The 23,844-nt window shown below is 70.2% G+C and carries 21 protein-coding genes and 2 tRNA genes; 11 read left to right on the top strand and 12 right to left on the bottom strand.

Features of this window, described 5'->3' with window-relative positions:
- Positions 1-43 precede the first annotated feature (43 nt).
- From clpX to ABZ642_RS17135, 5 genes are all read right to left on the bottom strand, one after another.
- Entirely contained in the window at positions 44-1,330 is a 1,287-nt protein-coding gene (gene clpX, locus ABZ642_RS17155; protein WP_360483855.1) for an ATP-dependent Clp protease ATP-binding subunit ClpX, read from the bottom strand.
- A 189-nt stretch (positions 1,331-1,519) separates the two neighbouring features.
- Positions 1,520-2,185 (bottom strand): ATP-dependent Clp protease proteolytic subunit, encoded by a 666-nt coding sequence (locus ABZ642_RS17150; RefSeq protein ID WP_360483852.1) that lies wholly within the window; start codon positions 2,183-2,185, stop codon positions 1,520-1,522.
- A gap of 67 nt (positions 2,186-2,252) precedes the next feature.
- A complete protein-coding gene (locus tag ABZ642_RS17145; RefSeq protein WP_360484353.1) occupies positions 2,253-2,861 on the bottom strand; it encodes an ATP-dependent Clp protease proteolytic subunit in 609 nt (202 codons plus the stop codon).
- Positions 2,862-3,231: 370 nt separating this feature from the next.
- Positions 3,232-4,620 carry a trigger factor gene (tig, locus tag ABZ642_RS17140; protein WP_360483851.1) on the bottom strand — a complete coding sequence of 463 codons (1,389 nt, stop codon included), beginning with the start codon at positions 4,618-4,620 and terminating at the stop codon, positions 3,232-3,234.
- 186 nt (positions 4,621-4,806) lie between these two features.
- A tRNA-Pro gene (locus tag ABZ642_RS17135) sits at positions 4,807-4,883 on the bottom strand.
- A gap of 163 nt (positions 4,884-5,046) precedes the next feature.
- Between ABZ642_RS17135 and ABZ642_RS17130 the strand changes: the two genes are divergently transcribed.
- Positions 5,047-5,117: transfer RNA gene (locus tag ABZ642_RS17130), tRNA-Gly, on the top strand.
- A 267-nt stretch (positions 5,118-5,384) separates the two neighbouring features.
- On the opposite strand, the gene ABZ642_RS17125 is transcribed toward ABZ642_RS17130, so the two are convergent.
- On the bottom strand, positions 5,385-5,579 hold the full coding sequence (locus ABZ642_RS17125) for a hypothetical protein (RefSeq protein ID WP_360483848.1): 195 nt from the start codon (positions 5,577-5,579) through the stop codon (positions 5,385-5,387).
- A 462-nt stretch (positions 5,580-6,041) separates the two neighbouring features.
- On the opposite strand from ABZ642_RS17125, the gene ABZ642_RS17120 reads away from it, so the two are divergent.
- A complete protein-coding gene (locus ABZ642_RS17120; RefSeq protein WP_360483845.1) occupies positions 6,042-7,163 on the top strand; it encodes an acyltransferase family protein in 1,122 nt (373 codons plus the stop codon).
- A 6-nt stretch (positions 7,164-7,169) separates the two neighbouring features.
- Here ABZ642_RS17120 and ABZ642_RS17115 read toward each other — a convergent pair whose 3' ends face one another.
- Complete coding sequence (locus ABZ642_RS17115) at positions 7,170-7,622, bottom strand: HD domain-containing protein (RefSeq protein WP_360483842.1); 453 nt, start codon at positions 7,620-7,622, stop codon at positions 7,170-7,172.
- Positions 7,623-7,794: 172 nt separating this feature from the next.
- Complete coding sequence (locus ABZ642_RS17110) at positions 7,795-8,958, bottom strand: PP2C family protein-serine/threonine phosphatase (protein ID WP_360483839.1); 1,164 nt, start codon at positions 8,956-8,958, stop codon at positions 7,795-7,797.
- Positions 8,959-9,133: 175 nt separating this feature from the next.
- Between ABZ642_RS17110 and ABZ642_RS17105 the strand changes: the two genes are divergently transcribed.
- Positions 9,134-10,375, top strand: coding sequence for a GNAT family N-acetyltransferase (locus ABZ642_RS17105; protein WP_360483836.1), 1,242 nt, complete (start codon positions 9,134-9,136; stop codon positions 10,373-10,375).
- A 22-nt stretch (positions 10,376-10,397) separates the two neighbouring features.
- On the opposite strand, the gene ABZ642_RS17100 is transcribed toward ABZ642_RS17105, so the two are convergent.
- Both ABZ642_RS17100 and ABZ642_RS17095 read right to left on the bottom strand, forming a co-directional pair.
- Complete coding sequence (locus ABZ642_RS17100) at positions 10,398-11,201, bottom strand: DNA-formamidopyrimidine glycosylase family protein (protein ID WP_360483833.1); 804 nt, start codon at positions 11,199-11,201, stop codon at positions 10,398-10,400.
- A gap of 236 nt (positions 11,202-11,437) precedes the next feature.
- Positions 11,438-11,923 carry a ribose-5-phosphate isomerase gene (locus ABZ642_RS17095; RefSeq protein WP_360483830.1) on the bottom strand — a complete coding sequence of 162 codons (486 nt, stop codon included), beginning with the start codon at positions 11,921-11,923 and terminating at the stop codon, positions 11,438-11,440.
- 205 nt (positions 11,924-12,128) lie between these two features.
- On the opposite strand from ABZ642_RS17095, the gene ABZ642_RS17090 reads away from it, so the two are divergent.
- Positions 12,129-13,601 (top strand): amino acid permease, encoded by a 1,473-nt coding sequence (locus ABZ642_RS17090; protein ID WP_360483827.1) that lies wholly within the window; start codon positions 12,129-12,131, stop codon positions 13,599-13,601.
- Between the two features lie 12 nt (positions 13,602-13,613).
- Here the strand turns inward: ABZ642_RS17090 and ABZ642_RS17085 are convergent, their stop codons facing one another.
- The gene (locus tag ABZ642_RS17085) at positions 13,614-15,434 is read right to left on the bottom strand and encodes a serine/threonine-protein kinase (protein WP_360484350.1); all 1,821 of its coding nucleotides are present in this window, start codon (positions 15,432-15,434) and stop codon (positions 13,614-13,616) included.
- A gap of 276 nt (positions 15,435-15,710) precedes the next feature.
- Between ABZ642_RS17085 and ABZ642_RS17080 the strand changes: the two genes are divergently transcribed.
- Positions 15,711-16,421, top strand: coding sequence for an LPXTG cell wall anchor domain-containing protein (locus ABZ642_RS17080; RefSeq protein ID WP_360483824.1), 711 nt, complete (start codon positions 15,711-15,713; stop codon positions 16,419-16,421).
- 70 nt (positions 16,422-16,491) lie between these two features.
- Here the strand turns inward: ABZ642_RS17080 and ABZ642_RS17075 are convergent, their stop codons facing one another.
- A complete protein-coding gene (locus ABZ642_RS17075; protein ID WP_360483821.1) occupies positions 16,492-17,076 on the bottom strand; it encodes a biotin transporter BioY in 585 nt (194 codons plus the stop codon).
- Positions 17,077-17,519: 443 nt separating this feature from the next.
- Here ABZ642_RS17075 and ABZ642_RS17070 point away from each other — a divergent pair, with 443 nt between their 5' ends.
- The 6 genes from ABZ642_RS17070 to ABZ642_RS17045 all read left to right on the top strand — a co-directional run bounded on the left by ABZ642_RS17070 (position 17,520) and on the right by ABZ642_RS17045 (position 23,750).
- Positions 17,520-18,701, top strand: a complete 1,182-nt coding sequence (locus ABZ642_RS17070; RefSeq protein WP_360483818.1) for an ROK family protein — start codon at positions 17,520-17,522, stop codon at positions 18,699-18,701.
- A 206-nt stretch (positions 18,702-18,907) separates the two neighbouring features.
- A complete protein-coding gene (locus tag ABZ642_RS17065) occupies positions 18,908-19,975 on the top strand; it encodes an ABC transporter substrate-binding protein (protein ID WP_360483815.1) in 1,068 nt (355 codons plus the stop codon).
- On the top strand, positions 19,972-20,814 hold the full coding sequence (locus ABZ642_RS17060) for an ABC transporter permease (RefSeq protein WP_360483812.1): 843 nt from the start codon (positions 19,972-19,974) through the stop codon (positions 20,812-20,814). The genes ABZ642_RS17065 and ABZ642_RS17060 overlap by 4 nt, the downstream gene beginning before the upstream one ends.
- Positions 20,790-21,503, top strand: a complete 714-nt coding sequence (locus tag ABZ642_RS17055; RefSeq protein WP_360483809.1) for an ABC transporter ATP-binding protein — start codon at positions 20,790-20,792, stop codon at positions 21,501-21,503. Before ABZ642_RS17060 ends, ABZ642_RS17055 begins: the two co-directional genes overlap by 25 nt.
- The gene (locus ABZ642_RS17050) at positions 21,500-22,834 is read left to right on the top strand and encodes an LLM class flavin-dependent oxidoreductase (protein WP_360483806.1); all 1,335 of its coding nucleotides are present in this window, start codon (positions 21,500-21,502) and stop codon (positions 22,832-22,834) included. Before ABZ642_RS17055 ends, ABZ642_RS17050 begins: the two co-directional genes overlap by 4 nt.
- Before the next feature lie 22 nt (positions 22,835-22,856).
- Positions 22,857-23,750: a TauD/TfdA family dioxygenase gene (locus ABZ642_RS17045; protein ID WP_360483803.1), complete on the top strand. Its 894-nt coding sequence runs from the start codon at positions 22,857-22,859 to the stop codon at positions 23,748-23,750.
- Positions 23,751-23,844: the final 94 nt, after the last annotated feature.

Below are 23,844 nucleotides of genomic sequence, written 5' to 3'. Positions count from 1 at the left end.
CGGGCTCCTCCGAGGAGGGCCCGGCGCTTCGGCGTTGACGTGGTTACGCCGACTTCTGCTCGCCCGATCCCCGGCCGCGCGCGTCGCGCGGGATCAGGGTCGGGTTGACGTTGGAGTGGACGACGTCGGCCGTGATGACCACGCGGGCCACGTCCTTGCGGGACGGCACCTCGTACATCACGGACATGAGGACTTCCTCCATGATGGCGCGCAGGCCGCGCGCGCCGGTCTGGCGGAGGATGGCCTGGTCGGCGATGGCCTCCAGGGCCTCGCGCTCGAAGTCCAGCTCCACGCCGTCGAGTTCGAAGAGACGCTGGTACTGCTTCACCAGCGCGTTGCGCGGCTCGATCAGGATCTGGAGCAGGGCCTCGCGGTCCAGGTTGTGGACCGAGGTGATGACGGGCAGCCGGCCGATGAACTCGGGGATCATGCCGAACTTCACCAGGTCCTCGGGCATGACGTCCTCGAACTGGTCCTTGGACTGCAGCTCGCGCTTGGAGCGGATGGTCGCGCCGAAGCCGATGCCCTTGGCACCCGCCCGGGACTCGATGATCTTCTCCAGGCCCGCGAACGCACCGCCCACGATGAACAGCACGTTCGTCGTGTCGATCTGGATGAACTCCTGGTGCGGGTGCTTGCGGCCGCCCTGCGGCGGGACGGAGGCCGTGGTGCCCTCGAGGATCTTCAGCAGCGCCTGCTGGACACCCTCACCGGAGACGTCCCGCGTGATCGACGGATTTTCACTCTTCCGCGCGACCTTGTCGATCTCGTCGATGTAGATGATCCCGGTCTCGGCCTTCTTGACGTCGTAGTCGGCCGCCTGGATCAGCTTGAGGAGGATGTTCTCGACGTCCTCGCCCACATAGCCGGCCTCCGTCAGCGCGGTCGCGTCGGCGATCGCGAACGGGACGTTCAGCATGCGGGCCAGGGTCTGCGCCAGGAGCGTCTTGCCGGAGCCCGTGGGGCCCAGCAGCAGGATGTTGGACTTCGCCAACTCGATGGCGTCCTCGCGGCTTTGGCCGCCGCCGTTCTCACCGGCCTGGACCCGCTTGTAGTGGTTGTACACCGCGACCGAGAGGGCCTTCTTGGCGGGCTCCTGTCCGACCACGTAGCCCTCCAGGAACTCGTAGATCTCGCGGGGCTTGGGGAGTTCCTCCCAGCGCACCTCGCTCGTCTCGGCGAGTTCCTCCTCGATGATCTCGTTGCAGAGGTCGATGCACTCGTCGCAGATGTACACACCGGGCCCTGCGATGAGCTTCTTGACCTGCTTCTGGCTCTTGCCGCAGAACGAGCACTTGAGCAGATCGCCGCCGTCACCGATGCGTGCCACGGTGTGCTTCCCCTTCGCCTGGGAGACGCCTGGACTCTTTCGAATCCAGCGGCTCCTGGTGCTGCCTTATGTCGACGGTACCTTGCCGGGCCCCCCGTACGGGCCCCCCTTGGCACGGTTCACTTTGACGTGCACGTTACCGAGCCCACGGTCAAACCGGGCCAAGGGCGGCAGAGACTACATCCTCTGTCAGCGGACGTCAGCGTTGTTCATCTTCCGGGTGGAGATGATCTGGTCCACGATGCCGTACTCCAGCGCTTCCTCGGCCGTGAGGATCTTGTCGCGCTCGATGTCCTCGCGGATCTTCTCGATCGGCCGGTTGGTGTGCTTGGCCAGCATGTCCTCCAGCTGCTCGCGCATCCGGGTGAACTCGTTGGCGATGATCTCCAGGTCGGAGAGCTGGCCGCGGCCGGTGGAACCGGCCGGCTGGTGGATCAGCACGCGCGAGTTCGGCAGCGCCATGCGCTTGCCGGGCGTGCCGGCGGCCAGCAGGATGGCCGCGGCGGAGGCCGCCTGGCCCATGCAGACCGTCTGGATGTCCGGCTTCACGAACTGCATCGTGTCGTAGATCGCCGTGAGGGCGGTCATGTCGCCGCCCGGGCTGTTGATGTAGATCGAGATGTCCCGGTCGGGGTCCATCGACTCCAGGCACAGCAGCTGCGCCATGACGTCGTTGGCGGAGGCGTCGTCGATCTGGACGCCGAGGAAGATCACGCGCTCCTCGAAGAGCTTCGCGTACGGGTCGTACTCGCGGATGCCCTGCGAGGTGCGCTCCACGAAGCGCGGGATGACGTAGCGGGCGTCGGGCCGGGGACCGTCGTAACGGGCGTCGGCGGCGCCGGGGAAGTTGCTCATGAGGGTGTTCACCGTCCTGGTGGCGTTCGGGGGGCTGGAGTCTCGGCGGAGCGTGGCGTCGCCGCGCTCAGACGGCGCCGGTGCCGCCGCCTCCCGGAACACCGGAGGCATGCGTGATGATCCCGTCAATGAGACCGTACTCCTTGGCCTCTGCCGGGGTGAACCAGCGGTCGCGGTCGCCGTCGCGGACGATCGTCTCGACGGTCTGGCCGGAGTGCAGGGCGGTCAGCTCGGACATGGTCTTCTTGGTGCGCAGCAGGTACTGGGCCTGGATCTTGATGTCCGAGACCGTACCGCCCAGGCCCGCGGAGCCCTGGTGCATCATGATGTCCGTGTGCGGCAGGGCGAAGCGCTTGCCGGCGGTGCCGCCGGTGAGCAGGAACTGGCCCATCGAGGCCGCCATGCCCATGGCGATGGTGACCACGTCGTTCGGGATGAACTGCATGGTGTCGTAGATCGCCATGCCGGCCGTCACCGAGCCGCCGGGGCTGTTGATGTAGAGGAAGATGTCCTTGTTGGGCTCGGCCGCGAGCAGCAGCAGCTGCGCGGTGATCTTGTTCGCGATGTCGTCGTCGACCTGCTGGCCGAGGAAGATGATCCGCTCGCCGAGCAGCCGGTTGTAGACCTGGTCGCCGAGGCCACCACCGATGGAAGGCTCGCCGGCGGCGGAGGGCATCAGATTCGTCACGTATCCACCTGCTCGTCTTACGACGGCGCCGGGCCGTCTCACGTTTCCGTAGCCGGGGGCTTGGCTGCCCTCGTACTCATGGACCCTAACGCGATGGTCCCTTCGGGGAATCCCGGTAACAGGGCTGTTCGCCGGGGGCGTAGCGCGGTTGCCTCCGGCGGAAGGGCCGTTGTCAACCGGCCGTGACCGTAGCGGGAGGTGGGCGCGTGCGGCGCCATCGTGGCTTGTCGCGCAGTTCCCCGCGCCCCCAGGCGGCGGCTGCGCCGCCTTCGGGGGCGCTACCCCCCGGGGCGTATGACAAAGGGGCCCCCGGGATGGTCCCAGGAGCCCCTGTATGCCGTTAACGGGCGCCGTGGGCTCAGCCCTCGGACTTCTCCTCGTCGGCGGCGTCCGTGGACTCGGCGGCGGCCTCGGCGGCCTCCGTCGCGTCCTCGTCCTCGTCGTCCAGGTCGACGAGCTCGCCGTTGGTGTCCTTCACCGTGGCGGCCTCGACCACGACGGCCAGGGCCTTGCCGCGGGCGACCTCGCCGACCAGGAGCGGAACCTGGCCGCCCTCGACGACGGCCTGGGCGAACTGGTCGGGGGACATGCCGGAGGAGGCCGCGCGCCGCATGAGGTGCTCGGTGAGCTCCTCCTGGTTGACGTTCAGCTTCTCGACCTTGACCAGCTCGTCGAGGACGAACTGGGTCTTGATGCCCTTGACCGCGGCTTCCTTGGTCTCGGCCTCGAACTCCTCGGCGGTCTTGCCCTGGATCTCGAGGTACTTCTCCAGGTCGAGGCCCATCTGGCCGAGCTGGTGGTGCTCCAGGTTGTGCTTGCGGGTGTTGATCTCGTCCTCGAGCAGCTTCTCGGGGACGGGCACCTCGACGAGCTCCAGGAGCTTCTCCAGGACGCGCTCCTGGGCCTGGGTGGCCTGGTCGTACGTCTTCATGTCGGCCAGGCGCTTGCGGCTGTCGGCCTTCAGCTCGTCCAGGGTGTCGAACTCGGAGGCGAGCTGCGCGAACTCGTCGTCCAGCTCGGGGAGTTCGCGGGCGGCGACCTGGGTGACCTTGACGGTGACCTCGGCCTCCTGGCCGGCCGCCGAGCCGCCCTTGAGCTCGGAGGTGAAGGTGGCCTCGCCACCGGCCTCCAGGCCCTTCACGGCGTCGTCGATGCCGTCCAGCAGCTCGCCGGAGCCGATGGTGTAGGACACGCCGTCGGCGATGCCGTCCTCGAGCACCTCGCCGTCGACCTTGGCCACCAGGTCGATGGTGACGACGTCGCCGTCCTCGGCGGCCCGCTCGACCGGGGAGGTGGAGGCGAAGCGCTCGCGGAGCTGCTCCACGGACTTCTCGATGTCCTCGTCCGTCACCTCGACGGCGTCGACCTCGACCTCGATACCGGAGTAGTCCGGGATCTCCAGGGCGGGGCGGATGTCGACCTCGGCGGTGAAGTTCAGCGTCTCGCCGTCCTTCAGCTCGGTGATGTCGACCTCGGGCTGGCCCAGCGGGTTGAGCTCGGCCTCGTTGACCGCCTCGGTGTAGAACTTCGGGAGCGCGTCGTTGACGGCCTCCTCCAGCACCGCACCGCGGCCGAACCGCTGGTCGATGACGCGGGCCGGGATCTTGCCCTTACGGAAGCCCTTCACCGTGACCTGCTGGTTGATCTTCTTGTACGCCGCGTCGAGGCTGTCCTTGAGCTCCTCGAAGGGCACCTCGACAGTGAGCCGAACCCGAGTCGGGTTCAGGGTCTCCACGGCGCTCTTCACGGTTCGGTCTCCTTGTGGCTGACTGCTTGGGTTCTGCCGGGACCAGAGAGGCCCGGCGGAGTTTCGCCGCCCGGAGGAGTTCGTAAGCCGCCGAGTGGGGGCCGGGACACGCGGGCGCGCAGCTTGCATAGTAACCGCAGCCGCTCAGCGCCCCAAAAGGCGATCAAGACGGACGCCGTCATTCGATGGTCGGGGTGGCGGGATTTGAACCCACGGCCTTCCGCTCCCAAAGCGGACGCGCTACCAAGCTGCGCCACACCCCGTTTCGGTGCGACACGTAGGGTACATGCCCGGGCCGCCCGCGTCGGCCGCTTTGTTCACCCGCGTCGGCATCACATCCATGCAGACCAACACGTTGGCCTACGCGGCGGACGACCCGCTACGATGCCTTCTGTGCCGCGGTCACGGACCTGCGGCGCGTGTTGTGCGGGCGTAGCTCAATGGTAGAGCCCCAGTCTTCCAAACTGGCTACGCGGGTTCGATTCCCGTCGCCCGCTCTGCGTGGCGAAGGCCCAGGTGAGAGGTTCCGACCTCGTCGCCTGGGCCTTCGGCGCATCCGGGGCCGGGCCACCGCTCGCCGGCGCGGGTCCGACACGCCGACCGCACGGACGGAGCGGACGCCGTACAGGGCGTACGGAATCTACGTCTCGTGCTCTTTTGCCCACAGATCGCGTCCGCCGATCGCGCCCACGGATCGTGTCCGCCGATCGTGTCCACGGATCGCGCTCCGTCGCGCGGGCGTGCGCTCGCGCGCGCCCGCGCGATCAGAAGTTGATCGAGTTGATGGTCTGCGCTATCGAGTCGAGGAAGCGCTGGATCGAGGGGGCCATCCCGGTCGACGCGAGGAAGAAGCCGAAAAGGACGGCGACGATCGCGGGGCCGGCCTTGATGTTCCCCCCTCTGATCAGCACTACCAGGATGATCGCCAACAGCAGCACCACAGACAGTGAAATGGCCACAACTGATCACGCCCTCGGTCGGTTCCGCTCTCCCGGCCCGGGGGTACTGCCCCGCACCCCCGCCAGAACCATCGTGCCACCAACCCGGCCGCACTATGCGGCCCGTGACACAACGTCGACAACTCACCGCCCACCGGCCCCCGCCCGCACAGTAATTCGACGCCCCACCCAGCCGTAGATCCAAGGCAATTGACCAACTTGGTTTCGGTGTCCACACAACGCCTGCGCAGCCAATTCGAATTGTTGACACAGACACCACAAGGCAGGGTCACACGCAGTCGTTATGCACCAATTAGTCAGGATGAATAGGGACATCGCGGGTATAAGTGCCCCATGAAACCGCATGGACATAGGAGTCGACCCGGGTAAATAGACCGGCGGTTCACAAGTGATCACGGAAGATATCCAGCATTCACGTCGGCGGTTTTACGAAATCCCACAGGCGACGCTAGGGTGCCTCAGATGTTTGCCGCCGCCACGTCCCCCGGCCAGAACCCAGCACCGCGTCCCCCGGCCCGGCCGCCGGCGGACAGACAGCGCGACGCGTTCTTCGACAACGCCAAGTACCTGGCGATCGTGCTCGTCGCGATGGGTCACTCCTGGGAGCCGCTGAAGGGCGACAGCCGCGTCCTGGAAGCGCTGTACTGCGTCGTGTACGCCTTCCACATGCCGGCCTTCATCATCATCTCCGGCTACTTCTCCCGGAATTTCGACATGCGCCCGGACCGGCTGAAGCGGCTGGTCACCGGTGTCGTCGTGCCGTACGTCCTGTTCGAGACCGCCTATTCACTGTTCGAGCGGTACGTCGACCACTCCCCCGGCCAGGACATCAGCCTGCTCGACCCCTGGTACCTGACCTGGTTCCTGTGCGCGCTGTTCGTCTGGCGGCTGACCACACCGATCTGGCGGGCGGTCCGGCACCCGCTGCCCGTCGCCTTCGCCATCGCGATGCTGGCGTCCGTGTCCCCCAGCATCGGTGACGACCTGGACCTCCAGCGGGTCCTGCAGTTCCTGCCGTACTTCGTGCTCGGCCTGTGCCTGCGGCCCGAGCACTTCCGGCTGGTACGCCGGTGGCCGGTGCGGATCGCCGCGGTACCGGTGTTCGCGGTCGCGCTGGTGTTCTCCTGGTGGTCGGTGCCGCGGATGAACACCGCGTGGTTCTACCACCGCGACGCCGCGCAGGAGCTGGGTGTGCCGTGGTGGTGCGGGCCGGTGATGGTGCTCGCGATGTTCGGCTGCTCGATGGTGCTGACGGCCGGCTTCCTGTCCTGGGTACCGGGCCGGCGGATGTGGTTCACGGCACTGGGCGCGGGCACGCTGTACGGCTATCTGCTGCACGGTTTCGTCGTGAAGTACGCCGACCACGCGGGCTGGTTCGACCCGCGCTGGCTGCACCGCCCGCTCGGCGAGATCTTCGTCACCGCACTCGCCGGAGCCGTTGTCACGCTGCTGTGCTCCCGGCCCGTCCAGCGGGTGTTCCGGTTCGCCATGGAGCCGCGGATGGCCTGGGCGTTCCGGCAGGACGCGGCGGAACTGGCGCGGGGGCGGCAGAGCAAGGAAGGCCGGGAGATGGCCAACGTGTGATTCCGCCTACGCGGGCAGACCGAGGAGGGCGCGCATCCTGGCGTACTTCTCGGTCAGCCGTTTCCGGGTGTCCTCGTCGAGTACGGCGAGCCGGCCGGGGTCGGCGTTGTGCGCGAGGTCGGCCTGTTTGACGAGGAGCGCGCCCGGGGTGTCGAGGATGCGGCGGGCGTACGCCTCGGGGGCCTCGCCGGGGTGTTTGGTGACGGCGAGGACGATGGCCCTGGTGCGGGCGGTGAGAGGGGCCGCCGCCAGCCGGTCCGCCGTGAGGGCGTGGTCCTCGACCGCGTCGTGCAGCCAGGCGGCGGCGATCTGCTCCGGGTCACCGCCGCGGACGCGGACGCCTTCGGCGACGGCGGCGAGGTGCTCGGCGTAGGGGCGGCCGGCCTTGTCGGTCTGCGTGGCGTGCGCGGCCCGGGCGAGCGCCTCCACTTCGGGAAGGGAGAGCGGGGTCGGGGTCACGGTGCGAGTATCCCGTGGCGGGGGTGGGGACGCTTACCGGCGGCGGCCGGGTGCCGCCGCGCCCGCCCGTGCCGCCCTGCGGCACGCCTGCCCGCAGCCGGGTGGCCGGGACGGACGGCTGGGCAGCGCCCCGTGAGCCGCCGACGGTCCGCGGCCGCACCCCGGTCCGCGCTCATCTCACCGCCTCCCGGCAGATCAGGAGCAGCGCGCGGTCGTCGTTCACGTCCCTCGCCACCGCCTCGATCAGGTGCCACGCCGCCCCGTGGAAGCCGCCGGCGACATAGCGGTCGGCCTCTCCCGTGAGGCGGTCGATGCCCTCCACGATGTCCCGGTCCGACGTCTCCACCAGGCCGTCCGTGAAGAGCATCAGGACGTCACCCGGGCGCAGCGAGCCCTTGACCGAGTCGAACTGCGCGCCGTCGTAGACGCCAAGGAGCGGCCCTTCCGCGGCCTTCTCCTCCCAGCGGCCGCTGCCCGCGCTGAGCTGGAGGCCCGGGGGGTGGCCGGCGGAGTAGAGCTCGTAGTCGCCGGAGTCCAGGTCGAGGACCAGGTGGATCGAGGTGGCGAAGCCCTCGTCCCAGTCCTGGCGGAGGAGGTATCCGTTGGCGGCGGTGAGGAAGGCGTGCGGGGGCAGGGACCCCAGCAGGCCGCCGAACGCGCCGGACAGCAGCAGGGCGCGGGACGCCGCGTCCATGCCCTTGCCGGAGACGTCCGTGAGGACGACCTCCATCGTGCGCCCGTTGTTCGTGCGGGCCGCGACCACGAAGTCGCCGGAGAAGGACTGCCCGCCGGCCGGCCGCAGGGCCATCTCGCGGTGCCAGCCCGGCGGCAGCTTCGGCAGCTTGCTCTGCACCCGGATACGTTCGCGCAGGTCGAAGAGCATGGTGCCGCCGCGCCGCCAGGGCACGCCGACCCGGCTGCGGAACTGGGCGGTGAGGAGGCCGAAGAAACCGCAGGCGGCGACGACGAGGACCACGCCCGGGGTGACCCGGGAGGGGCCCTCCGTGTAGGGGCCGAGCCGTACCGACTCCACGATCAGCGCCGTGGCCGCCGCCGCGTACAGGCCGAGCAGGCTCGCCGGGCGCAGCAGCAGGCCGCCCGCGATGATCGGCAGGACCAGGGAGGCCGGGGAGAACCACACCGAGTTGGCGAGGGTCATGGCCGCCAGTACCGGGACGGTCAGCAGGAGTCCGACGAGCGCGATCCAGTCAGATCCGTCGCCGCGGAAGTAGTCCACGGCGCTTCTGCGCAGCCCGACGCGGGCCCGGTGCCACTGCATCTTCCACCGGGCCGTGAACGTCTCGGCCTTCCCGCGCCGCTCTCCGTCTACTGCCATTAGTTCGGGACCCTATCCATCGGACCAGCTGCTTGGCACGGGAGGTCCCACTTGTCCCCCGTCCGAGGTTCACCTTCGAGTGCGACTTCACAGTGAACTTCACCGGAAGCCCCCGCGTCGCCGTCCGGGAGAAATTCGCTGGCTCGTCCCGCATTGCCCCTGGTAGGCATGGCGTATGGCGACCGACCGTGCGACCGAGTTGAAGGTGCTGCGTGCCGAGGAGTTCGACGGGTGGTGGGACCACCTGATCCGGGCCTTCGGGGCCGGTCCGGCGTCGGCCGAGGAGCGCGAGCTGGACCGCTCCCTCACGGAGTTCGAGCGTTCGCTGGCCGCCTGGGACGGGACCGAACTCGTCGGGACGGGCGGGGCGTTCAGCTTCCGGATGACCGTGCCGGGCGGCGCCGTGCTGCCCGTGGCCGGCGTCACCATGGTGAGCGTGTCCGCGACGCACCGGCGGCGCGGGGTGCTGACCGCGATGATGCGGCGCCAGCTGGACGACGTACGGGAGCGGGGCGAGGTGCTCGCCGCGCTGACCGCCTCCGAGCCGGCGATCTACGGCCGCTTCGGGTACGACACCGCGACCCAGCAGCTGCAGGCCGAGATCGACACGAGCCGGGTGACGCTGGCCGTGCCGGCCGGCACCGACGACGTACGGCTGCGCTACGCCAGGCCGGCCGACGTGCTCGACGCGTGCGAGGCGGTGTACGCGGAGCTGGTGCCGCTGCGGCCCGGGATGCTGGCCCGGCAGCCCGGCTGGGAGCGGGTGGCCTTGGTGGACCCGGAGAGCGACCGGGACGGGGCGTCGGCACTGCAGTGCGTGGTCGCCGAGCGGGACGGGCGGGTCACCGGGTACGCCCGGTTCCGTACGAAGCTGGGCTGGTCGCCGAGCGGGCACGACGGCACGGTGGCGTTGCAGGACCTGGCCGCGGTGGACGCGGCGAGCGACGCGGCGCTGTGGCGGTTCCTGTTCGGCATCGACCTGATGTCGAAGCTGACGCTGCGGGGGCGGCCGGTCGACGACGCCTGGCAGTACCTGGTCTCCGACATCCGGCGCTGTCTGACGCGGGTGCGGGACATGGGGTACCTCCGTCTCGTCGACGTCGGCAGGGCGCTCGCGGCGCGGACCTATCAGGCGCCGGTGGACTTGGTGCTGGAGGTGGCGGACGCCTTCTGCCCCTGGAACGAGGGGCGTTGGCGGCTGACCGGCGACGCCAAGGGCGCGTCCTGCGAACGTACGACGGACACGGCCGAACTCGCCCTGTCCGTACGGGAGCTGGCGGCGGCGTACCTCGGTGGCGTGTCCCTGGTGTCGCTGGCCCGGGCGGGCCGGGTGCGGGAGCTGCGGCCGGGGGCGCTCGCGGAGGCGTCGACGGCGTTCGGGTCGGCGACGCTGCCGTGGCTGCCGCACGGTTTCTAGTGCGCCCTCCGGTGCGTGCCGCTCAGCGGTTCTGGCAGCGGGGACACCAGAAGAGGTTGCGGGCGGCGAGGTCCGCGGTACGGATCTCGGTGCCGCAGAGGTGGCAGGGCAGGGCGGCCCGGCGGTAGACGTACACCTCGCCGCCGTGGTCGTCGACGCGCGGCGGGCGGCCCATCGCCTCCGGGGTGTGCTCGGGGCGGACGGTGTCGATGCGGTTGTTCCGCACGCCTTCCCGCATGAGCCCGACGAGATCGGCCCAGACGGCGTCCCACTCGGCCGGGCCGATCTCCTTTCCGGCGCGGTAGGGATCGATTCCGTGCCGGAACAGCACCTCGGCGCGGTAGACGTTGCCGACCCCGGCGATGATCTTCTGATCCATCAGCAGCGCGGCGACGGTCGTACGGCTGCGGGAGATCTTCCGGTACGCGACGCTCGGATCGGCGTCGGCACGGAGCGGATCCGGGCCGAGCCGGGCGTGTACGGCGTTCTTCTCCGCGTCGGTGATCAGGGCGCAGGTGGTGGGGCCGCGCAGGTCGACGTACGAGGTGGCGTCGGCGAGGCGGAGCCGGACGGTGTCGGTGGCCGGGGGCGCGGGGGCGTCGCCGAAGGTGACCTTGCCGAAGAGGCCGAGGTGGATGTGGACCCAGTCGCTGTCGCGGAAGCCGAGGAAGAGGTGCTTGCCGTGTGCTTCGGTACGGGTGAGGGGGGCGCCGTCGATCAGTTGGGCGGCGTCGGAGAACTTGCCCTGCGGGCTGCTGACCCGTACGGGTCCGGTGAGCCGACGGTAGTCCAGCGCGAGCCGGTGGATCGTGTGCCCTTCCGGCACGAAAGCCATTCCTTTCCCACCCACCCACCCGACTCGCTCAGTGAACGAGGAGAACGTCGAGGAGGCGGGAGATCCCGAGGAGACGGAGAACGCCCCGCCCAACACGCCGGGAGGAGCGCGCCGTGAGGGGCGTGGGGAACTGCGCGGTCAGCCCCCGCCGGGCCGCGGGCATGGGACCGCGGCCCACCCCCGGCCTCGCCTCCGGGCGTGCCGAGCCGGGGTGGGCGGGGGGAATGTCACGGCTGGGGGTGGTGCGGCGGGATGGGCGGGAGGGTGCCCGTCGTCTCGTACTCCGTCAGCATGTCGATGCGGCGGACATGGCGCTCACCCTGCGAGAACGGCGTGTTCAGGAAGGTCTCGACGAACTTCGTCGCCTCCTCCTGCGTGTGCATCCGCGCCCCCACCGCGACGACGTTCGCGTCGTTGTGCTGCCGGCCGAGCGACGCGGTCTCCTCGCTCCAGGCGAGCGCCGCCCGCACGCCCTTCACCTTGTTCGCGGCGATCTGCTCACCGTTGCCGGAGCCGCCGATCACGATGCCGAGGGACTCGGGGTCCGCGGCCGTCCGCTCGGCCGCACGGAGGCAGAAGGGCGGGTAGTCGTCCTGGGCGTCGTAGATGTGGGGGCCGCAGTCGACGGGGTCGTGACCCGCTTCCTTCAGCCACTCGACGAGGTGGTTCTTGAGTTCGAAGCCCGCATGGTCGGAGCCGAGATACACGCGCATGGGATGAGTGTGACATGGCCGTAAACGCCCGGCAGTGCGGGGGGCCACGCCCCGGAAAGTGTGAGTAACACTACAGAACCTCAGGAAAACCTCAAGTAACGATCTGGAATCAAAGGTTCAGGAATTCGCCTGCCTCCGTTTCACTGGACCAACTCGTACGCCGCTCGTACGGGACCCCGCTCAACGGCGCAAAGGAATTCCCCCCATGACTTCGCAGCCGACCACGACTGCCCCGCCCCCGGCCGGCGATCCCGGCAACGGTCTGCACGCAGGACTCAAGAACCGTCATCTGTCGATGATCGCCATCGGCGGCGTCATCGGCGCCGGTCTCTTCGTCGGATCCAGTTCGGGTATCGCCACCGCAGGACCCGGCATCCTGCTGTCGTACGCCCTCGTCGGCACCCTCGTCGTCCTGGTGATGCGGATGCTCGGCGAGATGTCCGCCGCCAATCCCACCTCCGGCTCGTTCTCCGCGCACGCGGACCGCGCGCTCGGCCGCTGGGCCGGGTTCTCCATCGGCTGGCTGTACTGGTTCTTCTGGGTCGTGGTGCTCGCGGTGGAGGCCACCGCCGGCGCCAAGATCCTGGAGGGCTGGATCCCGGCCGTGCCCCAGTGGGGCTGGGCCCTCATCGTGATGATGGTCCTCACCGCCACCAACCTGGTCTCGGTCGGCTCGTACGGCGAGTTCGAGTTCTGGTTCGCCGGGATCAAGGTCGTCGCGATCGGCGCGTTCATCGTCGTCGGCCTGCTGGCCGTCTTCGGTGTGCTGCCCGGCGTGCACGCGGACAAGGCGAGTTTCGGCAACCTCACCGACCACGGCGGTTTCCTGCCCCATGGGCCCGGCGCCATCCTCACCGGTGTACTGCTGGTCGTCTTCTCCTTCATGGGCAGCGAGATCGCCACCCTGGCCGCCGGCGAGTCCGAGAACCCGCAGCGCGCGGTCACCAAGTCGACCAACAGCATCATCTGGCGGATCGGCGTCTTCTACCTCGGCTCGATCCTCATCGTCGTCGCGCTGCTGCCCTGGAACGACCCGTCGATCAAGGAGAAGGGCTCGTACGTCGCCGCCCTGGACTCCCTCGGCATCGCGCACGCCGGCGAGATCATGAACTTCATCGTGCTGACGTCGGTGCTGTCCTGTCTCAACTCCGGTCTGTACACGGCCTCCCGGATGGCGTTCTCGCTCGGACAGCGCGGCGACGCGCCGAAGGCGTTCGCCCGGACCACCTCCCGCGGTGTGCCGATGGCCGCGATCGTCGCCTCCGTCGTCTTCGGGTTCGTCGCCGTCTTCTTCAACTACCGGTTCCCGGACTCCGTCTTCCTCTTCCTGGTCAACTCCTCCGGCGCGGTGGCCCTGTTCGTCTGGCTGGTCATCTGCTTCTCGCAGCTGCGCATGCGGAAGATCATCCAGGCCGAGGCGCCGGAGAAGCTCGTCGTGAAGATGTGGCTGTACCCGTATCTGACCTGGGCGACTGCCGGTCTGATCGTGCTCGTCCTGGCCTACATGCTGACCGACACGGAGGGCGCGAGCAGCGGTCGTACGACCGTGCTGCTGTCCCTGCTGATCGCGGCGCTCGTGATCGCCGTCGCCCTGGTGAAGCAGAAGCTCACGGGGAGCCGCGGGGCGGCGACCGCCGCGGAGGCGGGCGAGCCCGCCGACAAGGTGTCCGTCGGCTGAGCCGACCGCCGGTCACAGCAGGGTGAAGCCCTCCTTGACCTGCTCGTACGTCCGCACGGCCTGGGTTTCGATCGCCGGCTGGTACCAGGTGTTGATCTGGTACGACTTGCCGTCGGCGTCGAAGCCCAGCAGCCGTGCGTGCCAGCGGACGCCCTTGAGGGTGAAGGTGTACTCCCACACCACCGCCGGGTAGCCGCGGAACCTCGTCTCGACCAGCCGGATCTTGCTGTAGTCCTGGCCCTGGTGGGCGCTGCGTTCCGAGGCGCTCCAGCTGTCCATGAGGTCACCGTGGGCCAGGGAGGACTTGGCGACGAGTTCCTGGCCACCGTCGGGGGAGGTGTAGTGCACCTCGGCACCGGTCTTCACGTCCCTGCGCCAGCCCTTCGGGGTCACCCAGGCGAAGCCGCCGGCCTCCTCGTGGGCGCCGGGCGGGAGGCTGCGGGGGCGGGCGGTGCCGGCCACCGTGGGCGCCGATGTGGTGGGCGTCGCGGTCGAGGGGGTTGGGGAGGTACCGGCTGCTGTGTCGTTGTCGCCGCCGCCTGTTGTGGTGGTGAGGAGGACGGCGACGGCGGTGGCTACCGCTGTGGTTCCCAGCACGGCCAGGAGAGTTGTGCGTTGGGGGACTTTGCGGCGGTGGGGCGCTGCGGGTGTGTGGGGGCTGGGCGCGCCGTTCCCCACGCCCCTGACGGGGCGCTCCGGTTCGGGGCGCCGCGATGCGAAGCCTGCTTGAGGGAGGGGCGGGCCCGCTGAATTGCTGGGCGGAGTCTCCGAGCGGACCTCGGAGCGTTCCGTCGCCGCCTCCGTCGAAGCACTCACCGGCGGGGACGTCCGCACCTCCGTCGGCTGCGACTGCGGGCGTGCGTCCTCGGGCTCCGGAATGCGCAGTCCCGTCAGGTCCACGTACGCCGGTGTCGGGCGCTCCACCGAAACCGGAGCCGGAGCCGGAGCCGGAGCCGGAGCCGAGGCCGGGGCCGGAGCCGGGGACGGGGCCGGAGCCGGAGCCGGAGCCGGGTAGGTCTCTGTCGGGGTCTGGGGCGGGTATGCCACCGGGCGCAGGGTCTGTTCGACCTCCGCCAGGCCGGGCCGCGCCGTCGGTTCCTTCGCCAGCAGCGCTGCCAGCAGGTCGTGCAACGGGCCCGCCGCCGCTGGGAGTTCGGGCTCCTCGTAGAGGACCGCGTGCAGGGTGGCCAGGGTCGTGTCGCGGGAGAAGGGGGAACGGCCGCCGAGGGCCGCGCACAGGGTCGCGCCGAGCGACCAGACGTCGGACGGCGGGCCCTGCGGGCGCCCGGAGATCCGCTCGGGCGCCATGTAGTCGGGGGAGCCGACGAGCATGCCGACCATGGTGAGCGCCTTGGCGTCCTGGATCGCCGCGATGCCGAAGTCGGTGAGGACGACCCGGCCGGCGGCGTTCTCGACCAGGACGTTCCCGGGTTTGATGTCGCGGTGCAGCACTCCCCCGGCGTGCACCTGGCGCAGCGCCGCGACCAGGCCGAGGCCGATCCGGGCCGCGGCGCGCGGGCTCAGCGCCCCTTCCTCGGCCATGATCCACTCGAGCGAGCGGCCGTTGACCAACTCCATGACGATCCACAGGCGTTCGCCCTCGTCGACGACGTCGTAGACCCGTACGACGTTGGGGTGGTCGATCCGGGCGGTCGCCCTGGCCTCGCGCAGGGTGCGTTCACGGCGGGTGCGGGTGTCCTCGGCGTCGAGGCCGTCGATCCGCATCTCCTTGACGGCGACCTGCCGGTCGAGCGTCTCGTCGGCGGCCCGCCACACCCGCCCCATTCCCCCCTGCCCGATACTCTCGGCCAGCCGGTATCGACCGGTCACCAGCAGCCCCGGAACCCCACCGCGCCCCGCGCTCTCGGCGTTCCCTGGACCAACCGCGCCCCCTGGACCAACCGAATTCCCTGGACTACCGGAATTCCCTGCGATCCCTGAACTCCCTGAATTCTCCGGCAATTCGCTGCACCCCCTCAACGACCGCCCCTGCTGACACACAATGGTCACACTTACGGCCATACCAGCATAGTGCGGAGAAATCTTGTGGTACCTCTTCAAGTGACCGCGAATTCAGGCGCGGTCCAGGGGGTTGCAAGGGGGACGAACATGAGTTCTCGTCGTATGGCAGTCGTCATGGGATCGCTGGTCACGGCATCTTTCTCGGCCGTGATGATCCTTCCGTTCACGGCGACCGCCGATGACCAGGGACCGGCGAGCGGCAAGGGGGGAAAGGCGGTTGACCAGGCACCGGCGGGTGTGAAGCTGACGACCACGTTGCCCGAGAAGATCTCGGTCGACAACAGTTCGCAGAAAACGGCGATTACCGCCACCGTCAAGAACGAGGGAACCAAGGACAGCGCCGACATCAGGCTTTTGGTGGTCGGTTTCGACGGCCTGAAGGTCACGAACGTGCAGGGCTGCGACGCCATCGCGGCGAAGGATCTGCCGGCCGGTTCGAACAGCGGCTTCAGCTGCCCGGTCGGCGCGCTCGGCGCGGGCGGGTCGAAGTCGTACCCGGTGGCCGCCACGTTCGACCTGGGCAGGACCGGGAAGATCTGTCTGCCCGTGCAGAGCGCGGACGGGAAGAAGACCTTCTGGCAGCAGGGCCCGGTGCCGTTCGGTACGACGAACCCGTCGCCGAACGCCCCGGCCACCCCGCTGCTGCTCGGCACCGACAACAAGCCGGTGGGGCCGAGCGGCGACCAGCTGCCGAAGACCGGCGCGGGCAGTGACGTGCTGCCGTTCGGCGCGGCCGGCGCGGCGCTGATCGCGGCCGGGGCTGCGGGCGTGTGGTGGTCGCGGCGGCGGACCGGCTGAGCGGGACACGCACGGGAAAGGGGCCCGGGGCGCGTACGCGCCCCGGGCCCCTTTCCCGTATGCGGTTGCGTCAGCTCTTGTCGGCGAGCTTCCAGGCGGCCGGCAGCGCGCCCATCGCCAGGGCCGCCTTCACCGCGTCGCCGATCAGGAACGGGGTGAGGCCGGCGGCGATCGCCGCGGACGCGGACAGGTCGGCGGCGTAGGCCAGGTACGGCACACCGATCGCGTAGATGATCGCCTCGCCGAGCAGCATCGTGCCCGCCATCCGCAGCACGTTGCGGTCGGCGCCGCGGCGGGCCAGGGAGCCCACGACGGCGGAGGCGAGCATCATGCCGAGGATGTAGCCGAAGGAGACCGAGACACCGGAGGTGCCGCTCGCGAACCACGGCACGCCCGCCAGACCCGCCAGCGCGTACAGGGCGAGGGAGAGCAGACCGCGGCGGGCGCCGAGGGCGGTGCCGACGAGCAGGGCCGCGAAGGTCTGGCCGGTGACCGGGACCGGGGAGCCCGGCACCGGGACGGCGATCTGGGCGGCGAGGCCGGTGAGCGCGGCGCCGCCGACCACGAGGGCCACGTCGCGTACCCGGGACGCGGGCAGGAGGTCGGCGAGGACGGTGCCGGTGCGGGTCGACGCGGCTGCGGTGGCGGTGCTCATGGGGACTCCGCGAGGTGAGGGTGGACAGACAAGCAGGGAACACCGTGACGCTATCCCGGCCCGCCTGAGCCGAACACGTCAGCGGTCGACAAAGGCCGGAACGGGCGCTTGGTGGGCTCCCCACAAAGGATGCGGGCTACACACGGTTCGAGGTGACGCCGATCACTGAGGCAGAGATGTTTCAGTCACGTCAACGGCGTTGAACAGGCCTGTGGAGTTCCACCAATCGAATCCCAGTGGTCTGGTGGGATTCCTCGTTGCTGGCCTACGCTTTCGGACATGGTCGCCCAGTCCCGGAACTTCACGTCGCGTCGCTATGTCGACCTGCGACGACAAGGGGCTGCCACCTGTCGCCGCCCGGTCTGAGGCCGCGCGGCAGGGACCGGACCCGGCGCGCCTCGCTCTCCGAGACGTGTCGGCCCCCGTTCCCGAGGACGGTTCCCATGCCCCGTACCGCGGCACCCCCGCTCATCTCTCCCCCCGGCGACCGGCGGCGGGCCAGCGCCAGCGTGGTCCTGCGGTCGGTGCTGGAGCACGGACCGGTGGCCCGCTCCACCATCGCCCGGCTGACCGGGCTCTCCCCGGCCTCGGTCACCGACTACTGCGCCCGGTTCACCGAACTCGGCCTGATCCGGGAGGCGCAGGCGCCCCGCCGGGCCGGGGTGGGCCGGCCGCATGTTCCCGTCGACCTGGACGACTCGCGGTTCGTGGTCGGCGGGGTGCACGTGGCCGTGCCGTACACCACGGTCGCACTGCTCGACCTGCGCGGACGGGTGCTCGTACGGCGGGAGTTGAAGCACCGGGACACCGAGCCACGCGGGGTGCTGGAGCGGGCCGCCGCCGGACTGGCCGCGCTGCTCGACGGAGTGCCGGGCAGCCGGCCGCTGGGCGTCGGGGTCGCGGTCGGCGGCTGGGTGGACCGGGACTCCGGGACCGTCGTCGAGCACCCGCTGCTGGGCTGGCGCGAGGTGCCGGTGCGCGAGCTGCTCGGCGCGCGCACCGGGCTGCCGGTCCATGTGGACGGGCACGCCCGGGCGTTGGTCAACGGGGAGCGGCTCTTCGGGCGGGCCCGGGGCAGCCGGAGCGTGCTGCACCTGTTCGTCGGGAACGTGGTCGACGCGGCCTTCGCCACCGGCGACGAGGTGCACCACGGCCCGCGCTCGCAGGCCGGCACGATCGCCCATCTCCCGGTGCCGGGCGGCACCGAGCCGTGCGACTGCGGGCGCACCGGCTGTCTCCAGGTGGAGCTGAGCGAGCGGACGCTGGTGCGCCGGGCCCGGGCGGCCGGGGTCGTCGACGGTGTCAATCCGATGGACGTCCTCGCGGCGGCCGGCGCAGGTGACCCGGTGGCGGTGCGGCTGCTGGTGGAGCGGGCGCGGCTGACCGGGCGGGCGGCGGGGCTGCTCCTGGACGTGCTCAACCCGGAGAGCGTGGTGGTCACCGAGGTCGGCGTACTGAACCGCGAGGACTGTCTGGCCGCGCTGCGGGAGGCGGTCGGACCGGAGCGGGCTGCCGTGGTCGCGCCGACCAGTTTCGGGGACTCCGTACTGGCGGTGGCGGGCGGTTCGGTGGTCCTCGACGTGCTGTACCGGGACCCGTTGAGCGCGTCACCACGGCTTATTTAATTCAGAAACTCGGAATATTGACAGCCGTCGTCCACGGCAAGGAACATCCTTCTCATGACCTGTCGCACCCTCTGTTGCTGACGTCTTGACGCGCCCCGAGCGCGCATTTCCCGCTGCGTGAGATCTCTCTTTCCGGCCTTCTGTCGCCGGTAATTCTCCCTGCCTTTCTGCTGCTTCTCAGCTGCTTTTCTCCCGGGAGCCCTCCCATGCCCTCTGCGTCCCCCTCCGGCATCGACCGCCGGCTCTTCCTCACCTCGCTGCTCGGCGCCTCGGCGGCCGTGGCCGGGCTCAGCGGCTGCGCCGGCGGCACGGCCGCCGCCGAGACGGCGGGCGCGTCCACCGCCCCGCTGGCCGCCAAGGTCCCGGCCGGTACCAGCCTGAAGATCGCCTCCTACCTGAACACCCAGCAGTTGCAGTTCAAGCTGGCGAAACTGCCCGAGCTGCCGTTCACGGTGTCGAGCTGGCTGAACATCGGCGCCGGTCCCGATGTCATCAACGCGTTCCGCGCCAAGTCGCTGGACCTCGCCAACAACGCGGGAATTCCGCCGATCCAGGCGCAGTTCCAGGGTTTCGCGACGAAGATCGTGGCGATCAACATCACCCGCAAACCCAACTATCTCTTCGCCACGAAGCCCGGCAGCGACATCCGCACGGTCGCCGATTTCAAGGGCAAGAAGCTGGCGTTCTCACAGGGGCAGGCCCAAGGGGTCGTACTGCTGCGGGCGCTGAAGGAGGCCGGGCTCGCCTACGACGACGTGCGGCTGGTGCAGCTGACCAGCAACCAGTTCCTCACCGCCCTGCAGTCCGGCCAGGTGGACGTGGCCCCGCTGGGCAACACCCAGGCGCCGGCCTACCTCCAGCAGTACGGCGCGAAGGGCGCCCACACCATCGCCACCGACGTCGTCGACCTGCTCAACCTGCTGTGGGCCCCGCAGGCGGTGCTGAACGACCGGGCGAAGGCGGCCGCGGTCGCCGCGTACATCCCGCAGTGGGCCAAGGGCCTGGTCTGGCAGTGGGAGAACCCGGACACCTGGAACGAGGAGTTCTACGTGAAGACCCAGAACCTGACCCTCGCCCAGGCCCAGGGCATCACGAAGCTCGCCAACAAGCCGTTGTTCCCGCCGACCTGGGACGAGGCGATCAAGTGGGAGCAGGAGACCGCCGATCTGCTGGCGGAGGGCGGCTTCGTGAAGAGGACCGACGTCTCCTCGCTCTTCGACCACCGCTTCGAGTCCATCGCCGCGAAGGCCGTGCCGGCGGAGTACCGGAAATGACCGCCGTGGCCACCGGCACCGTGCCGGTTCCCGTCGAGGAGGAGGCCCGCCGGGTCCGCCCGCGCCGCCGCCTCTCCCCCGGTCGCCGGCTGCCCGCCGCCCGGCTGGCCGGACCCCTGGTCCTCCTCGCCGCCTGGGCGATCGCGTCCGCCGCCGGACAGCTCGACCCGGGCGCCGTCCCGGCGCCCTGGACCGTCCTGGACACCGCCGTCCACCTGTGGACGGCGGGGACGCTGCGCACCGACGTCCTGACCTCCGTGGAGCGGGCCGGGTACGGCTTCGCGATCGGGCTGACCGCCGGGGTGCTGCTGGCCCTGGCCGCCGGGCTCAGCCGGACCGGGGAGGCGCTGATCGACGGGACCGTGCAGATCAACCGGGCGATCCCGACCCTCGGTCTGATCCCGCTGTTCATCCTCTGGCTGGGCATCGGCGAGACCTTCAAGATCGCCATCATCGCGATCGTCGTCTACATCCCGGTCTACCTGAACACGCACGCCGCGCTGTCCGCCATCGACAGCCGCTACGTCGAACTCGCCGAGGTACTGGACCTGTCGAGGGTCCAGTTCATCCGGCAGGTCGTGATCCCCGGCGCGCTGCCCGGATTCTTCGTGGGACTCCGGCTCGGTGTCACCGGATCCTGGCTCGGCCTGGTCGTCCTGGAGCAGATCAACGCCACCAGCGGCCTCGGCTACATGATGTTCCAGGCCCAGAACTACGGCCGCAGCGACATCATCCTGGTCGGCCTGCTGATCTACGGCGTCTTCGGCCTCGTCTCCGACACCGTGGTCCGCGGCATCGAACGGAGGGTGCTGTCATGGCGCCGCACACTGAGCAACTGACCCGCCCCGCCGTCCGGCTCCGGGGGCTGACCAGGTCGTTCGGGGGCCGTACGGTCCTCGACGGCATCGACCTCGACCTGCCCGCCGGGCAGTTCACCGCCCTGCTCGGACACAGCGGCTCCGGCAAGAGCACCCTGCTGCGGGCGGTCGCCGGACTCGACCACGGGGTCACCGGCAGCGGGGAACTCAGCGCCCCGGAACGGGTGTCGGTGGTCTTCCAGGACTCCCGGCTGCTGCCCTGGCGCCGGGTGCTGGACAACGTGGTGCTGGGACTGGACGGCAAGGACGCAGGCGCGAAGGGCCGCTCCGCGCTCGAAGAGGTCGGTCTCGGCGGCCGGGAGCGGGCCTGGCCGGGCGAGCTGTCCGGCGGCGAGGCACAGCGTGCCGCGCTCGCCCGCTCCCTGGTCCGCGAGCCCGAACTGCTCCTTGCCGACGAGCCGTTCGGCGCGCTGGACGCCCTCACCCGCATCAAGATGCACCACCTGCTGCGCGAGCTGTGGAAGCGGCACCGGCCGTCCGTGCTGCTCGTCACCCACGACGTCGACGAGGCGATCGTCCTCGCCGACCGCGTCCTGGTCCTGGAGAACGGCCGGATCGGCCTCGACCTGACCGTCGACCGCACCCAGCCCAGCGCCCTCTATCGGAAGCGGCTGCTCGCCGCCCTCGGTGTCACGGAGGACCCCGCATGACCCGCCCGCTCCACCTCAACGCCTTCCTGATGAACACCGGTCACCACGAGGCCTCCTGGCGCCTCCCGGAGAGCGACCCCTACGCGCACACCGACCTCGCGCACTACGTACGGCTGGCCAGGACCGCCGAGCGTGGCACCTTCGACTCGCTGTTCCTCGCCGACGGCCCGCACCTGTGGGGCGGTGTCGAGCAGCGGCCCTCGGGGGCGCTCGAACCCCTCACCCTGCTGACCGCGCTGGCGACCGCCACCGAGCACATCGGCCTGATCGCCACCGCCTCCACCTCCTACAACTCCCCCTACAACCTGGCCCGCAGGTTCGCCTCCCTGGACATCGTCAGCGGCGGCCGGGCGGGCTGGAACATCGTCACCACGGCGGGGGCGGAGGCGGCCCGCAACTTCGGTCTGGACGCGGAGCCCGCACACGCCGAGCGGTACGCGCGGGCCGCCGACTTCCTCGACGTGGCCCTGAAGCTCTGGGACAGCTGGGAGGACGACGCGATCGTCGCCGACAAGGCGGCCGGCGTCTGGGGCGACGACGCGAAGATCCACCCGCCCCGCCACCAGGGGCCGTACTTCAGTGTCGAGGGCGCCCTCAACGTGCCGCGCTCCCCGCAGGGTTACCCGCTGCTGGTGCAGGCGGGGTCCAGCGAGGACGGCAAGGCGTTCGCGGCCCGGTACGCGGAGGCGGTGTTCACCGCGCAGCAGACCATCGAGGACGCCCGCGCCTTCTACGCCGACCTCAAGGCCCGCACGGCCGCGGCCGGCCGGGACCCGGACCACGTCAAGGTGCTGCCGGGCATCGTCCCGGTGATCGGCTCGACGGAGGCCGAGGCCCAGGCCAACGAGCGGCTGCTGGAGGACCACATCGTGCACCGGCACGGGGTGGACCGCCTGGAGCGGCTCCTGCAACTGGCCCCCGGCACCCTGGAGCTGGACGCGCGGCTGCCGGCCGACCTGCCGTCCGAGGACGCCGTCGAGGGGGCCAAGAGCCGCTACACGCTGGTCGTCGAGCTGGCCCGCCGCGAGCGGCTCACCGTGCGGCAGCTGATCGGCCGGCTCGGCGGCGGCCGCGGCCATCTGACCTTCGCCGGGACACCCGAGCAGATCGCCGACGCGATCGAGACCTGGTTCACCCAGGGCGCCGCCGACGGCTTCAACATCATGCCGCCGGTGCTGCCCTCCGGCCTGGAGGCCTTCGTCGACCACGTCGTACCGATCCTGCGCGCCCGCGGACTGCTGCGCACGGAGTACGGCCCGCGCCGCACCCTGCGGGAGCGCTACGGCCTCCCCCGCCCCGCCAACCAGTACGTCGGCCCCGTGCTCGTCTGAAGCTCATCCGAAAGGAACCGCGATGTCCCTCGAGATCACCAAGATCACCGCGAACATCGGCGCCCGGGTCTCCGGCGTCGACATCTCCCGGCCGCTCGGCGCTCAGACCGCCGCCGCGATCCGCGAGGCCCTCAGCACGCACAAGGCGCTCGTCTTCGACGACGTGAACCTCGACGACGACGCCCAGCAGGCGTTCGTCCGGCACTTCGGCGAGGTCACCACCGCCCATCCGACGGTCTCCTCGATCGCCGGCGTCCCGAACGTCCTCCCGGTCGACAGCGAGCGCGGCCGGGCCGCCAACCACTGGCACACGGACGTGACCTTCGTCCTCAACCCGCCGCAGGCCACCACCCTGCGCTCGGTCACCGTCCCGCCGTACGGCGGCGAGACCCTGATCGCCAGCTCGGCCGCCGCCTACCGCCAGCTCCCGGAACCCCTGCGCCAGTTGGCCGACACCCTGTGGGCGGAGCACACCAACGACTACGACTACGCCGTGTCCGACGAGGAGATCGACGAGGAGCAGGCCGCCCAGCGCGCCCAGTTCACCTCGATCACCTACCGCACGGTCCACCCGGTGGTCCGGGTCCACCCGCTGACCGGCGAACGCGGTCTGTTCATCGGCGGCTTCGCGCAGCGGATCGTGGGCCTCTCGCCGTCGGAGTCCCGCAAGATCCTCGACCTGCTCCAGGCGTACGTCACCCGGCCGGAGAACATCCTGCGGCACCGCTGGTCGCCGAACCAGCTGGTGATCTTCGACAACCGGATCACCCAGCACTACGCCATCGACAACTACGACGGCCTGCCGCGCCGGCTGCACCGGGTGACCCTCGCCGGTGACGTCCCGGTGGGCACCGAGGGCAAGGAGAGCTACTCGATCGCGGGCGACGCCTCGCACTACACGACCGTAGCCGCGTGACCGCGGTGCGTTAGCGGGTCGTCCGGATAGTGGGCGGCCGCTCCCCGTGAGCGGAGCGGCCGCCCAGACTGTGGGCGTTTTTGCCCATCTCACG

The sequence above is a fragment of the Streptomyces sp. NPDC007157 genome, from assembly GCF_040634235.1.
GTDB lineage: Bacteria > Actinomycetota > Actinomycetes > Streptomycetales > Streptomycetaceae > Streptomyces.
This window is presented reverse-complemented; position numbering and strand designations above follow the sequence as displayed.

Excerpts from the sequence above, each read along its gene's own strand:
- ABZ642_RS17050 (WP_360483806.1), top strand. The coding sequence starts at position 21,500 with ATGACCCGCCCGCTCCACCTCAACGCCTTCCTGATGAACACCGGTCAC.
- ABZ642_RS17105 (WP_360483836.1), top strand. The coding sequence starts at position 9,134 with ATGGCGACCGACCGTGCGACCGAGTTGAAGGTGCTGCGTGCCGAGGAG.
- ABZ642_RS17120 (WP_360483845.1), top strand. The coding sequence starts at position 6,042 with ATGTTTGCCGCCGCCACGTCCCCCGGCCAGAACCCAGCACCGCGTCCC.
- ABZ642_RS17110 (WP_360483839.1), bottom strand. The coding sequence starts at position 8,958 with ATGGCAGTAGACGGAGAGCGGCGCGGGAAGGCCGAGACGTTCACGGCC.
- ABZ642_RS17065 (WP_360483815.1), top strand. The coding sequence starts at position 18,908 with ATGCCCTCTGCGTCCCCCTCCGGCATCGACCGCCGGCTCTTCCTCACC.
- ABZ642_RS17150 (WP_360483852.1), bottom strand. The coding sequence starts at position 2,185 with ATGAGCAACTTCCCCGGCGCCGCCGACGCCCGTTACGACGGTCCCCGG.
- ABZ642_RS17095 (WP_360483830.1), bottom strand. The coding sequence starts at position 11,923 with ATGCGCGTGTATCTCGGCTCCGACCATGCGGGCTTCGAACTCAAGAAC.
- ABZ642_RS17060 (WP_360483812.1), top strand. The coding sequence starts at position 19,972 with ATGACCGCCGTGGCCACCGGCACCGTGCCGGTTCCCGTCGAGGAGGAG.
- ABZ642_RS17145 (WP_360484353.1), bottom strand. The coding sequence starts at position 2,861 with ATGCCCTCCGCCGCCGGCGAGCCTTCCATCGGTGGTGGCCTCGGCGAC.
- ABZ642_RS17055 (WP_360483809.1), top strand. The coding sequence starts at position 20,790 with ATGGCGCCGCACACTGAGCAACTGACCCGCCCCGCCGTCCGGCTCCGG.
- ABZ642_RS17070 (WP_360483818.1), top strand. The coding sequence starts at position 17,520 with ATGCCCCGTACCGCGGCACCCCCGCTCATCTCTCCCCCCGGCGACCGG.
- ABZ642_RS17045 (WP_360483803.1), top strand. The coding sequence starts at position 22,857 with ATGTCCCTCGAGATCACCAAGATCACCGCGAACATCGGCGCCCGGGTC.
- ABZ642_RS17090 (WP_360483827.1), top strand. The coding sequence starts at position 12,129 with ATGACTTCGCAGCCGACCACGACTGCCCCGCCCCCGGCCGGCGATCCC.
- ABZ642_RS17075 (WP_360483821.1), bottom strand. The coding sequence starts at position 17,076 with ATGAGCACCGCCACCGCAGCCGCGTCGACCCGCACCGGCACCGTCCTC.
- ABZ642_RS17080 (WP_360483824.1), top strand. The coding sequence starts at position 15,711 with ATGAGTTCTCGTCGTATGGCAGTCGTCATGGGATCGCTGGTCACGGCA.